Genomic DNA, 14,561 nt, shown 5'->3' with positions numbered 1-14,561 from the left:
TTCCTTGTACTTGCCGTCGTCGATCGCCGCCCTAAGCGCTCTACCATTCTTTATTTCCTTCAGAGTCTCATCCGGATTTAGTCCGCTGGCGCGCCCTCTCTCCTCCACACTCTCGAAATCTGCAAGTACGTGCGCATGATAGACTGGCACGCCCAAGTCTAGCGATCGTAACGATTTCGCGATCGATGATGAACCTACTTTTCCCATTTGGAAGATCAGAATGGGTCCACGGCAGTTCAAGCCATGCGCTCTCGCCTTGCTCGCTAGGTAGCAACGGTGGAGGAAATAGTAAGGTTTCTTGGCAAACACTGCACTACCTCGTTCTCTGTATATCGTCAGATAGTCGAATGAAAAAACAGATTTACTAACATTGAAATCATGGATAGAAAATTCAACCGCCTTTTCCTACCTATTTCCCGGTAAGCCTTAATATAATTCTACCTTGTCAGATTAGAAAACTTATTCAAAATAATTGCACGAAAGCATAATAAGCCTTTGTTTTAATTTTATAATTTATCAGCATAACGTGAAAATCCTAGAACTACGTCCATTCATACCCTACAAAAGCTTCCGGAAGCCCTCAGCACGCATTTGCCGGCTTTTTCATCATTTTTCGTGTCTTCGACACACAACTCCATTGCCACCTTTAAAAGCCTATACACACGGATTGTTCCAATCTGCCAAAGCCACCATTTTGCGGACGAGTGAAATCAATGCCGTCAATCACCAATCTATAAAAGATATGCTAACAGAGGGCTGCATAAATTGGCAATAATTTGGACAGCAGATTGCCCTGGAAGCGCATGAACTATTGGTTGAAACTGATTCGGTCCTGATTTTCGATGAAAGCGGCTTCGCTAAGAAAGGTCATCCGTTCGCCGATGTCGCCCGGCAATGGAATGAACGTCAGGGTAAGGTGGACAACTGTCAGGTTAGTGTATTAGCGACCTTATGCCGGGGTGACTTGGCCTTGTAGTTCTGCGCACCCGAGTCCGACAGTTTAATCCCTAAAAGCCATTCCTTTATACACAAACCTAGGTCTCCCGCACCGCGCGTATTCCCATGGCGAAGTCCATGACGCGCTGCAATCCTTGCCAGAGTGATTTGGCGCCCGGTTCTCCATCGCCTTTACGTCCCAAGAACCCGCCAAAACTCGCAATCAATCGAATCGCTTCATTGAGTTTGGGCGGTTCAGGCGGCAAAGGTTTTCGGGCAACCAACCAAGCGGCTTGCCATTCTTCACGATCAAACACCACTTCGCAGTCCAGCTCCGGACATTCCCGCCCCAAGAGCATCAAGTAACCGATTCGCCAGGCAATAATCATAAACAAAGCCAATGCCAGTTCGATGCGTGAAATGGCAGATAATTGCAAGGCTTCCACCTTGCAGCCGTTTTTCAAGATGTTGAAAAACAGGTGAGTAGACCGCGGGAACTTCCCCCGCAGCCTCTCGCAGAACGGTACGTGAACCTCTCGATTCATACCGCTCCCATCAGGCAAACGCGCCTGTCATTCCTACTCGCCAATGGGCGAACAAGTTCGGGCATTGTTCAGCTATGTGTTCAAGAAACTGCGCCGCTCTAGTTTTGTGCCATCGAAGGGCTTTAAACTTTCGTCTTGCCCATCTCACCAACGTTTTGTTGAAGTGACGACACATCGCATACAAGGCCGATCGATAGTACCGACCATAATAGCCAATCCATCCATTGATAATGGGATTCAGCCATTGAGCTAGTTGCTCAATACTCAGCTCGGTACGCATGCGTATGCGCAGTTTCCTGATTTTCAGTCGCATCGCTTTCAGGGCGACTTTGCTCACCGCTGGCGTAAAATTCACAAACAAACTGTTGCGTTTGCGATTTTTACAGAGCCGTGGCTTAAAGGTATAACCTAGAAAATCAAAGGCCGTATTTTCATAGCGTCCTTTACGACTACCATCTTTACAGTAAACGATCTTGGTTTTCAGCGGATGCAGCTCTAATCCACAAGCTTTGAAGCGCTGTTCCAGGATTGTCAGCATCTGTTTGGCTTCCCTTTCACTACGACAGTGCACCAAACCATCATCCGCATAGCGACACCAGGGTGTATTCGGATAATACTTTTGTAGCCATTTGTCGAAGACATAATGCAGAAACAGGTTGGCGAGCAAAGGACTGATCACGCCACCTTGTGGCGTACCCTTTTCCCGCGACACCTGTTCGCCATTAGGCATCTGCATCGGTGCCGTTAACCAACGCCGGATATAAAGCCGAATCCACGGACAGTCCGTGTGTTTATCAACGGCTTTCAGCAACAGATCATGCGGGATGTTGTCGAACAATCCTTTGATGTCGAATTCCAGCACCCAGTCGTCATGCCAACAGCGTTCCCGAGTAACGCCGATCGCATCCAGTGCTGACTTGTTCGGTCTATAGCCATACGAATCCGCGAGAAAATGCGGTTCAACTGCCGGTTCAAATTTCAGTTTGACCACCATCTGCGCCACACGATCATTCACTGTCGGTATCCCCAGTAGACGCTCTCCCCCCGATTTCTTCGGGATCGCAACCGCTTTAACGGCCGGCGGAAAGTAACTGCCTGACGATAACCGGTTCCAGAGTTTGTAAAGATTGTCTTGCAGGTTTCCTTCATACTCTGCAAGGGTTTGCTGATCAATGCCAGCGGCACCTGCATTGGCTTTCACCAATTCAAACGCGCGCATGACTTGCCATTTGGAAATGACAAAAGGTTTTGCTTGGCTCATGACCTTCCTCCTGTCTGTCGACAGTTGAAGCCTGAACAAAGCAGCCCGACGTTGTCCCTTCGCTCCACGTTCATTACCAACGCTTCCTCACTACTACGAACAACTCCGCCCCAGTATCATGCATCGATACTCTGATGCTCATAAATTTCGTTATTTGCATGCCTCTCTTCACATCATGATGACTGGTTCCCGCAGTTCCCATCGAAAGCCCGCTATAGAGTCACGCCTTCTTTACGCCGGACACCGCTTGCACAGCATTCGGAATTCACTTGCAAACTGATCCCAGAAGATCGAAACGCCTCTGGTTTTGATGTCAATTCTCTGGATGACGACGCGTCAACAAAGGTTCGGGGTTACTCGTCTCTCTATACCTTACCTGCTAATTATCCATTAACTTTTCCTCAACGCTCACTACCTGCACTCTTAATACACGCAGCTTGAGGCGGTTTGAAGCCGGCTTCCAACAGCAGACTCCGGTGGACCTACCACCATCTTCCAATGAGCTTAGCCACAATTCACCGCATATCCTATGCGGCTAACTTGTGTGCCAGCGGCACACTTTCGATCTCCCAACGGCAGCGATACCAGTCCACATAGTCTGCTGCTTCAGATAGCGTGTTCGCGGCGCGGTTCGTCAACAATCGCCATTCCAAGGGCTTTTCACCTGCCGGCGGATCGATTTCTTTGGCTAAAATCGCGGTTGTCTCGAATGTTCCTCCATTCTCAGCGGGAAAGCTGACGCGCAGTGTTCGCATCTGTTGGACGACTTTTCGCCCCTGGCGGCCGGCGCGTGGGGGTAAGTAAAAACTCAGCTCTCCGAGTGGTTCGGTTTTGGCGACTTTATCCCATAGCTTGTCCGTTTCTCCGGTCAACTTACGATTATGCTTGGCTCGAATCAGCCAATCCGCTGGCTTGCCAAGCGCATCCGCCCGTTGCATTAAGGCCAAGATATCGGCCTCTCGATCCGCCACGTACACCAAGCGGGTCTCCGGCAAATCGCTGGCTCGTTCGGCTATCCGTTCGTAGCCCTCGATCCAACGTAAACTCTCCAAAATACCGGGGCGTTCTCCTTGTTCATCTTTCGCTTCGCGCGCCCACATCCAAGCATCCAGGACGCCTAAGGGTAAACGCTCTGGCGTCACCGCATAGGTCGGATGGAGATGCATGCCGCGTTGCGCTTCATACGATAACGGTCCCAACCCTTGCGTTTGCCGACCATTGAAATCCAACTCCGTGGTATCTTGTAAACACAACACCACCGGTTGCCCACGCATCCGCGTGAACGAGCAGTCTAGTCTATATGCGGCTGCAGAATATCACGCCAATCGACTTCTTCTTGAGCAAAGAAGCGATAGGCCGCTATCGTTTCCGCCCAGCCGCCACAGGCCCCAGGAATACTAGCCGTCGGCTTCGCGGCAAACTGCTGAAGCAGTTTGATTGAACGCGCATTCAACCGTTGATCTCCAAGATCGATCCGTGATAATTCTTCCTTTGCCCATCCCATGGTGACTCTCAGCTCCTCATGCAAAAAATTCAGATCATACCGTTTTTAGTGACTTGTGTATAACGGGATGCCTAAAAGCAGCATTTTTTTCACCTTCGGTATATAATAAATCAATAGACCAGCTCCAATTTTCCAAAAATTCCTGTAGTGGCACGTATTAGAAAATAAATCTATATTTGACAGATTATTCAGAACGCTAAAGTAAGGTCATGTTTGTGTGAAGATCCCCCATTCTGGCCCGCGCCAATATGTTCAAATTGCATAGGGGTAAAGAACAGACGTAACCGGTTAGTCGGACACGCATCGTCCAAAGCGATCCTCTATCACGAACGCAGTATTGTTGAGCGCGGCGCGATTGAAAGATGAAATGACGGTCGCATGGTGCACGTCCACGGCCATGACAAGGTCATGTGTTATTTGATGATTGGCATTCTCGCGCTGGCAACGAACCAACTGAGACTTTTGTCACGTAAAAATGCTTAACCCTGTTTTTTGTGTAATTGATTCATACTACGAGCAGGAGGGGGCATTTTCAAATGTTAGAAAAATCGATGACCTAAAGCGGTAAATCGACAAAAATAAAGGCGGTCACTTCAAAAATTTAGCATGAGTGGTTGAGAGACGAAGTTTGAAGTTTGTCTCACTTTTCGACCTATAATTTTTCAAGAGAGTCTCAATTTAATCAAATTTAAAAATAATTAGAATCGCTTGGCAATCAAAACTTAATTTCGCTATTCTGAAGCCATTACACAACAACTATTTCAAAATTTTATTTTTCAATAAACTATGAGCACTAAGAACATCCAGGTTACAGTTTACGAGCCAAATTACAGCCGAACAACTTTCCTAGCTTCTTTGATAGCGATCTTAAAGGATATCAAACCGGCTCATGAACTCGGTTTCCGCTTATTTAAAAGAGATTTAAAGTCACAATACCGGCAATCTTTTCTCGGTTTTATTTGGGTACTCGTCCCTCCTCTTCTGACAGCAGGACTATGGATATTCTTAAACAAAAATAGAGTCGTGAATGTTGGTGAAACAGACATCCCCTATCCGTTATTTGTCATGATTGGAACGATACTCTGGCAAGTTTTTGCAGAAGGCGTTAACCAGCCCTTGGCTAGCGTGCGCTCTAACCAAAGCATGCTTACCAAAATCAACTTTCCCAGGGAAGCTTTATTACTGTCCGGCTTTTACACTATTATCTTTAACCTAGCTCCCAAATTGCTTGTTTTAGCAAGCGCTTACGCATTTTTTAAACTACAACCTTCAATCAGCCTTGCGTACTTTCCAATCGGCTTACTCATGATTAGCCTTACCGGCTTCATGATCGGTTTATTACTCACACCGATCGGACTATTGATCAACGATGTGTCACGAGGCTTAACGATTTTACTACCATTCTTAATGTACCTAACCCCAGTAATTTATCCCACACCTACTTCCGGGCAGGTAGCAATATTAACGAAATTCAACCCCTTAGCTACTTTAATTACGTCAACACGCGATTGGTTAAGCGGCCAGCTCATTTATATACCGCAAGAGTTTTCGATTCTTTCAGGCTTGACAATCCTATTACTTTTTATCGGAATGCTGGCTTATCGCATATCAATGCCAATAATTACAGAGCGCTTTGGCGGCTAATCAACTAAACTATCCGATAAATCGAGTCTTGCACAAATTAGAAAATGAGCGACAAAGAAACCCTGGTCAAAGTAGACAACATTTCCAAAAAGTTTTGTCGTGATTTCAAGAGATCACTTTGGTATGGAACATTAGATATCAGCAAAGCTATGCTAGGCATCCAACCGAAACAAAAACTCAGAAAAGCCGAGTTTTGGGCGGTTAAAGACATTTCGTTTACCCTAAAACGAGGAGAATGCATCGGTCTAATCGGACATAACGGTGCCGGCAAATCGACTCTGCTAAAAATGTTGAACGGTCTGATTCCGCCTGACGGAGGCCGAATCGAAATGAGAGGCCGCGTCAATGCATTAATCGAACTGGGCGCCGGCTTCAATCCGATACTCACGGGGCGTGAAAACATCTATAACAACGGAGCAGTGTTGGGGCTTTCAAAGAAAGAAATCGATGCCAAATTAGACAGCATCATCGAATTCTCTGAAATCGGCGACTTTATCGATTCCCCTGTGCAAAACTACAGTTCCGGCATGCGGGTGCGACTGGGATTTGCCGTCGCAGCGCAAATGGAACCGGATGTATTGATCATCGATGAAGTATTGGCCGTTGGCGATATTGGTTTCGTTTTAAAGTGTTTTAATCGCATCGACACCATACTGCAGAACGCAGCTGTTATCTTTGTTTCACACAGCATGCCACAAGTCTCCAGAATTTGTACAGAAGCGATATTGATGGATAAAGGACAAGCCATATATCAAGGATCGAATGTCTCAGAAGGCATTGATCTATACTATTCGCTTTTTAAAACACAACACTCCACACATTTTCGTGGTAAAGGGGTTTCCTTAAATAAAATACTATTGAATAATACTGAGATAACTTCTGAAAATCCCTCAATTCAAGTAAAGCGCTTATCTGATCTTACGATCAAGTTAGATTTAAATATCGATAAAAGAATCAAACACCCTGAAATTAGTCTAGGATTTTTTGATAAGGAAATGCGTACAGTAGCTAACTTCATTAGGGAAGAACCTATCAAAAAATTAGCCAATAAAAATGGTAAAGTTTTTGTTTGTATAAACTTACCAAGAATTCAATTTTCTAAAGGAATTTATTCAATTGCCTTATCAGTATCTGAACGGCGTGGAGGCGAAATCCTTTTTCGACAACAATCTTTTGCTCATTTTCAAGTTATCGCTGATCATCATGTTTGGTCACCATTTCAATTAGTAGGTTCTATTAATCAACTAAACTAACAACATGTTTTCAAAAAAAAGAAATGTCTTTTGTATAGGCAGAAATAAAACGGGAACAACGTCATTAGAACTAGCCCTAAAATCATTCGGTTACAAACTTGGAGACCAAGCAAAAGGAGAGTTATTAATGGAAGACTGGGCCAGGCGTGATTTCCGCAAAATAATTAAATTTTGTAAAACTGCTGACGCCTTCCAAGATGCACCATTCAGTTACGATTTTACATTTCAAGCTGTAGACAATGCATACCCTGGTTCAAAATTTATCCTTACAGAAAGAAGCAACTCGGAAGAATGGTACGAATCGCTAATTAGATTCCATACGAAGATAGTCGGAAAAAATAGACTACCAACACCCAATGATTTGAAAAACTTTCCTTATCGATATAAAGGATATATATGGGAAAATGCTTAGCGAATTTATGGAATAAATGAAAAAACCTTATATAACAAAAAGATTTATATAACCCATTATGAAAACCATAATAATCGCGTTAAAGAGTATTTCAAATATAGGCCACATGATTTATTAATCATAAATCTTTCAGATGATTCTTGTATGGAACGGCTATGCAATTTTTTAGATATCGAATTTACTAATCAAGTAATGCCTCATTTGAACAAGTCAGCTTAATATTTTAATGAGGTTCTTTATTAAGCGATTTTTTAACTACTTTTAGCTAAAAGCTATATAGAAATGCAAAAATTTTTTTTCACATTTCATAAGCAATAATGCAATATTTGACTTTGGTAAACGTATCGAAGACACAATATTATTAGCAAGCATGGGAAGAAGTGGAAGCATGTTTCTTTAGAATATAATTAATTATGATAGTAGCTATCGTATAATTTTTGAGCCTTTTTTCAAAAAGAAAGTTAAAATAGCAGAAGATTTCTCGTATCCTTTATATTTAAGAGAAAATTTAAAAGATATAAAACGTAAAACAATTACTGAAAAAATATTAAAGGTGAAGTTTCGATGTCCTTAGACTGATGGAGAAAATTAACAAAATTTTACAAATAAAAGGCTGTTTAAAGACATTAGAGTTAACTTGCACCTAAAGTGGCTACATAATAATTTACCTAAAATAAAAATTGTTTAATTAATAAGAAATCCATGTGCGGTGGTGCATTCTTGGTTAGCATCAGATTTTGGCGATGGAATTACTTCTAGAACTAGCTAATTATCGCAAAAAGATTTTTTAACTGACTACGAGAATCGATTTAAAGAAGAATATTTAAAAGCTGACACAGCTTTTGAGAAAATCATTCTTTTGGTGTTTATATTACTTTTCCCCATTAAACCAGTTTTCAAAAAACGAAATACATATCGTTTTTACGAAAACTTATTTTTATTTCAAAATAATAATTTTTTAAGACTGCTCGATTTTCTTTGTAAATGGTATATAAAAGAAAAAAGGACAAAGTGAGTTATCAAAAAAGATGTAGACAAAATAAATGGCTGGAAAAAATGTATTACAGCCAAAGAAATTGAAGCCACAAAAAATAATGAAAATATTTCACATGCAAGGTTTACACTGCTTTAAGGCATCAAAGCAAAATCACCAAGCCATTTATAATTCCTTAAAATAATTTATTCATTTTAAAAAAAATAAAGCTATTTATAAGAGCTTAATAATGATCAACGTTACTAAACCATTCCTTCCTCCCCAGGAAGAATATAAACAGTATATCGATGAAATCTGGCAGCGTGCTTGGTTAACTAACAACGGCCCATTAGTTAATGAGCTGGAACTGAAACTTAAAAAATACCTAAACCTCAAGCATCTGTTATTTTTAAACAACGGTACAATGGCTTTACAATTAGCCATCAAAGCTTTGAATTTAACTGGTGAAATCATCACCACACCGTTTTCTTATGTTGCGACAACCTCATCGATAGTCTGGCAACATTGTAAACCAGTTTTTGTCGATATCGACAGTAAAACGCTCAACATCAATCCGCAATTGATCGAACAAGCGATTACTCCAAATACCAGCGCAATACTCGCCACTCATGTATTTGGCAATCCCTGTGATATTGATGCCATTGAAGCAATCGCCAAAAAACATAATCTGAAAACTATTTACGATGCCGCGCACTGCTTCGGAACAACATATAAAGGTGAATCCGTCCTAAACTATGGCGATATCAGTTGCATTAGCTTTCATGCGACAAAATTGTTTCACACTATCGAAGGAGGCGCCGTAGCCACACAAAAGCCAGAATTATTGGAAAAAATGGCTTATTTGAGAAATTTTGGCCATAACGGTCCTTATGAATTCAACGGAGTAGGTATCAATGGTAAAAATTCGGAATTTCATGCCGCAATGGGGTTGTGTAATCTAAATTATATCGAAGCCATTCTCGATAAAAGAAAAAAAGACAGTTTACGCTATGACAAATGGCTTGCCGATATGATTTTTCAACGACCTGAAATAAATCCAAAGTGCAACTACAACTACGCATATTATTCAGTTATCTTTTCCAGTGAATCGGAATGCGTCGGCGTTCTAAGTGAACTAAATAAACGCAATATTTTTTCCCGTCGCTATTTTTACCCTTCACTATCGACATTAAATTATGTTCCTCAAAACAAATGTAAGATGTCTGAAGATATTGCTTCGCGCATTTTGTGCTTACCTCTTTACTATGATTTGAGTAACACCGAGATTGACATGATTTGCAGGTATATTAAGAGATATTTTAAATCTAGAAAATAATCTGATTCAATTAATAAATTTTTTAAACTTTTAAAATAATGAGAAAACGAATATTATGCCTTGGTGGTGCCTATGCTCAAATACCAATTATCAAAGAAGCAAAAAAAAGGAATTATTACATTATAACATGCGATTATCTCCCAGAAAACCCAGGACATAGATTTTCTGATGAATATTTTAATGTAAGCACTACAGATTATCAAGGCATACTTAAAGTAGCAAAAAAAGTAAACCCCGACTTTTTAGTGGCTTATGCATCAGATCCTGCTGCACCTATTGCAGCCTATGTTTCTGAACAATTAGGATTACCCAGCAATTCATATCAAAGCGTAAAAATTTTAAGTGAAAAAGACTTATTTAGAAATTTTTTGATAGAAAACAGCTTTAATACACCAAAACATTTTTCTCTTAGTCGAAATAATTATTTAGAGAAAAAAATATACTCCTGGGGGCTTCCTATAATAATAAAACCGACGGACTCATCTGGGAGTAAAGGCGTTAGCAGAGTTGATCATTACAATCAAATTGAAAAAGCTATTAGCTATGCATTTGAATTTTCTCGAAACAATAGAATAATAATCGAAGAATTTATAGACAGTCGAGGAAAACAATTACATGGCGATGGTTTTGTTCTAAATGGAAAACTTGTTTTCTCGTCCCTAGGAGATCATTGGTATGATTCAGAGTGCAATCCATTTGTTCCATACGCAACAACATGGCCAAGCGAAACCTCAAATGAAATCATTAAAAAGGTAGAATTGGAGGTAGCTCGTGTTATTCAAAATATAGGATTAAAAAATGGCCCTATAAACATTGAAGCAAGAATAGATATTCATGGTAAAATATTTATTATGGAAATTGGTCCACGAAGTGGAGGAAACTTTGTACCTCAAATATTAAATTATATAACAAATTTTAACATGGTAAAAGCTTTATTAGATGTTCTTGAAAATAAAATAATAGAAATCCCAGATATACCAATAAAACATGGCGCATATTATGTCATCCACTCAAATACAACGGGAACTTTAAGCGGCTTATCTATTAACAGCAAAATAAGTCCTTTCATAAAAGAATTCCATCAATACATAAATCTTGGTGAAAAAGTAATTCCTTTTACCGGCGCTAATGCAGCAATTGGCATATTATTATTAACATTTAATAATCGCGAAGAGATGAAGTATTACATAAAAAATATGAAAAAATTTATAACACTAAAAATACTCAAGACTTAAAATGGAAATCGGTGGCTATTTTCAACTAGAATTACGAAATGGAAATGAGTTCCATTCAGGCGCTTTAAGATTAAACACAGGAAGAAATGCTTTTGAATATATTTTAAGAGCAAAAAAGTACAGCAAAGTTTATTTACCTTATTTTACCTGTGAAGCTATGCTGGAGCCCATTAAAAAGTTAAATATTGACGTTGAGTTCTACAAACTAGATCCCTATTTTTATCCGGCCTTTAATATTAGAAAAATAAAAAAAGGAGAAATTTTTTTATATACCAATTATTTTGGTATCTGTACTGATATTTGTAAAAAATTATCTAAATATATCAATAATCTTATTATTGATAATTCACAAGCCTTTTTTTCAAAACCAATTGATGGTATTGACACATTCTATTCTCCAAGGAAATTCTTTGGTGTTCCAGATGGTAGTTATCTATATACAGATTCAAAGATAGATTGGAAATTAGATCAAGATTATTCACTCGACCGCTTTGATGATTTAATTGGCAGAATTGAGTATAGTGCTGAAAAATTTTATGAGAAACACAAACAAATTAACTCACTCTTAAAAAACCAGCCTATCAAATTAATGTCAAACATCACAAAATCCATTTTACAAGGCATAGATTACGACTACGTAATTTTTAAAAGACAAAATAATTACAATTATTTACACAACATTCTTTCCGGAATTAATTGCTTAAACACCAGTCTAAATGACAATGATGTTCCATTGATTTATCCATTGTTTGTAAGCAATGGCATAGAACTAAAGAAGATATTAATAAAAAATAAGATCTACGTCGCAACATATTGGCCAAATGTAAAACAATGGACTGAACAAACAGATTATGAGCATCAACTTGTTGATCATTTAGTTTGCTTACCAGTAGATCAACGGATAAATTATCAAAATTTAGACTTTATAATAGAATTAATTTTATTAAATACTAATACAAATTAGAGTATTAGTAGATTTCTTACTTTAAAATGGCTTACTAGTTCAAAAATATTAAAGTAAATACACTTTGTTAAATAAATCGACATAGCCCCTTTATTCGATGACATGGAGATGAGAAGAAAGGAAAACAGCGGCACGAGCTTAAAACTGGTCAATCGACGATCACTTAGGATATGGTTTGGCGTACCGATGATTTGACACTAGCATTAGCCTAAAAAGTTCGCATACAGAGGCAACCCAATGACCAATTTTGAGATGGCAATTCAATGAGCACTCACCTTGAGAGATATGATCAAACTTACTTTGCGAGCGAAGCAAAGTCTGTTGTCGTTGATTCAGTTACAGGATTATGATTCAAGCGCCCATTTACAGTAACTTAAGCCGGTGTCAACAAGCCTAAAAGCACGCCTGCCTTGATCGGCCAGCCAAATCTCGCATCATCTGGTGGTGGATACATCGGTATTAATGGTTTATGGCGAAGGGGAATGGAAAGTTTGCAAACACGGTATTGGCAAACGTCGAACGTAGCAAAAACTATATGTGAAGGTTTAATAGCCAAGAAGTCGTCAATGCAGAATTGAGAGCCAATTTTGTCGGAGGTCCCGAAGTGCTTCCAAACTTATTAGAGCAAGTAGATCACCAAGATGATATTGCCACCGAGGCCGGTAACAGGGCTTTATAACAAGGCGAATTGTCACTGAGCGGTATCAACCGTGTGAAGGTGGTGGCGAATAGCATGAAGAAGGAGGCGCTTATTCATGCCAGAACTGCGCTAATGAACGGAGCTGCGCTGAATGTGGTAAAGTCAAATTGAAACGGAAAAGTGGTTACCACCATCGGAGTCTAGCGGAAACTGCAATGTTTCAGCCGGGTCAAAATATTATTAAGTAACAAACTGAAGAATCGTGACTTCGCCGCCTAGCAGGTCGAGACTTAGTTGCGAATCCGGGCGATAAATTAAACTAAGGTTAAGTCTAACTTCGGTTTTTTTATGCAACAAAGCCACAACCAATTCTTATCGACTAAAGATATGTAAAAATTGTGAGGTGGAATATTTAGCAGCACTAATTTATAGGGTGAATCAATGAATTTAAGACATACTTCTGAAAAAGGAAGAACAGTAAATTTCTCTCGTAACCAATTGCTTGAGAGTTTATTAAAAGAACTAAATGCTGAATTGTGGCTCACTGAAAAAAGACTTCTGCAACAATTTAATAAACCCCAATCGCTACCCCTTATTCTGATTATGGGGCCCCTTAGAAGCGGTACAACACTATTCATGCAATGGTTGGCGAATACAGGTCTGGTAGCTTATCCAACCAATTTATTATCTCGTTTTTATCATGCACCGATTCTTGGTGCCAAAATACAATTGCTGCTTACAGATCCAAGATACAACTTCCGTGATGAATTAAATCAGTTTTCACAATCCATTGAGTTCAAATCAGAAAACGGAAAAACAAAAGGGGCATTAGCGCCTAACGGATTCTGGTATTTCTGGCGACGATTTCTTTCAGAAGCGGAACGCGATGTATGGACTGATGATGAGTTACTGAAAAATATGGACGTAGAAACTATGAAGACGGAATTGACCGGCGTGATGGATGTCTTTCAAAAACCATTTTCCGCAAAAGGAATGTTGTTCAATTACAACATCCCTTTTCTGAATAGCATTTTTGATAAGATTCTTTTTATACAGATCAAGCGTGACCCTATAAGTAACGTAGCATCAATTTTAGAAGCCCGAACACGACAGCTGGGAACAGAACATCAATGGTATTCATTCAAAATACCTGAATACGATCAGCTAAAGAATTTAAACCCTATCATGCAATCATCTGGACAATTACATTACATCAACAAAGCCATTGATCTAGGAATGTCAGAGGTCGATGATTCCAGAAAACTACTTGTACAGTACGAAGATTTTTGCGCAAGACCCCACTATTTTTTCAATCAACTTTTGAAAAAACTTGAATTACCAATTTCCCCCTATAATGGAGTAGAAAAGTTCACAATATCTAGACAATATATTAAGGAAGCCAAGGCAATAACAAAAGCCTTGAATAATTTCAAATGAGCAAAGTGAATATTTTCAGCGTTGATACATTTACTAGGTTTTAAGCGCTTATCAGCTGAAATACATACAAAAGTGTATGGTAACAAGTCTCAAAATTGGTGCTGCTTACTTTGAATGGACTGGTTAAGCGCCCTAGCAGAAAGTCAGTTGATATTCAGAAAAAATCGAGCTTAAATTTTTTCAATGGCCCGATAGACGACACTTTCATCGATGACTAAGCATTGACCGCTGCCATGCTCGATTGATTGCTGCATAATGAACACTTTATGCAAATCAATGGTAAGAGTTACTAACTTAAGGATGAACTCCAAAAGTACAGAAAACAAACATCGAATGACTTGACGGGGACAAAGGGGTCAATTTTCAATCGGTGTTGAAAATGGATAACGCACGAAGAAAAAAGACCACTGGCTTATTCACA

General features: G+C 39.7%; 10 protein-coding genes and 2 pseudogenes. 8 read left to right on the top strand and 4 right to left on the bottom strand.

The annotated features are described in order from the left end of the window. Window positions 1-787 precede the first annotated feature (787 nt). Window positions 788-976: a transposase gene (locus tag EP25_RS23080; protein WP_084191097.1), complete on the top strand. Its 189-nt coding sequence runs from the start codon at window positions 788-790 to the stop codon at window positions 974-976. Between the two features lie 58 nt (window positions 977-1,034). Here the strand turns inward: EP25_RS23080 and EP25_RS0118620 are convergent. The 4 genes and pseudogenes from EP25_RS0118620 to EP25_RS24310 form a co-directional block, all read right to left on the bottom strand. Further along, a pseudogene (locus tag EP25_RS0118620) lies at window positions 1,035-1,412 on the bottom strand (IS4 family transposase); the annotation flags it as partial. Between the two features lie 79 nt (window positions 1,413-1,491). Continuing rightward, complete coding sequence (ltrA, locus tag EP25_RS0118615; RefSeq protein WP_235185849.1) at window positions 1,492-2,781, bottom strand: group II intron reverse transcriptase/maturase; 1,290 nt, start codon at window positions 2,779-2,781, stop codon at window positions 1,492-1,494. A gap of 488 nt (window positions 2,782-3,269) precedes the next feature. After that, complete coding sequence (locus EP25_RS22185) at window positions 3,270-4,016, bottom strand: IS4 family transposase (RefSeq protein ID WP_051906886.1); 747 nt, start codon at window positions 4,014-4,016, stop codon at window positions 3,270-3,272. Window positions 4,017-4,033: 17 nt separating this feature from the next. After that, the gene (locus EP25_RS24310) at window positions 4,034-4,246 is read right to left on the bottom strand and encodes an IS4 family transposase (RefSeq protein ID WP_051906884.1); all 213 of its coding nucleotides are present in this window, start codon (window positions 4,244-4,246) and stop codon (window positions 4,034-4,036) included. Between the two features lie 786 nt (window positions 4,247-5,032). Here EP25_RS24310 and EP25_RS0118605 point away from each other — a divergent pair. From EP25_RS0118605 to EP25_RS0118575, 7 genes and pseudogenes are all read left to right on the top strand, one after another. Beyond that, window positions 5,033-5,890, top strand: coding sequence for an ABC transporter permease (locus EP25_RS0118605; RefSeq protein WP_031435257.1), 858 nt, complete (start codon window positions 5,033-5,035; stop codon window positions 5,888-5,890). A gap of 44 nt (window positions 5,891-5,934) precedes the next feature. Further along, window positions 5,935-7,143: an ABC transporter ATP-binding protein gene (locus EP25_RS0118600; RefSeq protein ID WP_031435256.1), complete on the top strand. Its 1,209-nt coding sequence runs from the start codon at window positions 5,935-5,937 to the stop codon at window positions 7,141-7,143. 4 nt (window positions 7,144-7,147) lie between these two features. After that, a pseudogene (locus EP25_RS22180) lies at window positions 7,148-7,774 on the top strand (sulfotransferase). Window positions 7,775-8,778: 1,004 nt separating this feature from the next. Beyond that, complete coding sequence (locus EP25_RS0118590; protein WP_031435255.1) at window positions 8,779-9,864, top strand: DegT/DnrJ/EryC1/StrS family aminotransferase; 1,086 nt, start codon at window positions 8,779-8,781, stop codon at window positions 9,862-9,864. Window positions 9,865-9,902: 38 nt separating this feature from the next. Beyond that, window positions 9,903-11,099 carry an ATP-grasp domain-containing protein gene (locus tag EP25_RS0118585; protein ID WP_031435254.1) on the top strand — a complete coding sequence of 399 codons (1,197 nt, stop codon included), beginning with the start codon at window positions 9,903-9,905 and terminating at the stop codon, window positions 11,097-11,099. 1 nt (window position 11,100) lies between these two features. Further along, window positions 11,101-12,063 (top strand): hypothetical protein, encoded by a 963-nt coding sequence (locus EP25_RS0118580; RefSeq protein WP_031435253.1) that lies wholly within the window; start codon window positions 11,101-11,103, stop codon window positions 12,061-12,063. Window positions 12,064-13,144: 1,081 nt separating this feature from the next. Next, window positions 13,145-14,140 carry a sulfotransferase gene (locus EP25_RS0118575; protein WP_036300766.1) on the top strand — a complete coding sequence of 332 codons (996 nt, stop codon included), beginning with the start codon at window positions 13,145-13,147 and terminating at the stop codon, window positions 14,138-14,140. Window positions 14,141-14,561: the final 421 nt, after the last annotated feature.

The organism is Methylomarinum vadi (assembly GCF_000733935.1).
Lineage (GTDB): Bacteria > Pseudomonadota > Gammaproteobacteria > Methylococcales > Methylomonadaceae > Methylomarinum > Methylomarinum vadi.
Note: the sequence above shows the minus strand (reverse complement) of the source record. Positions and strands in the feature narration are given on the sequence as shown.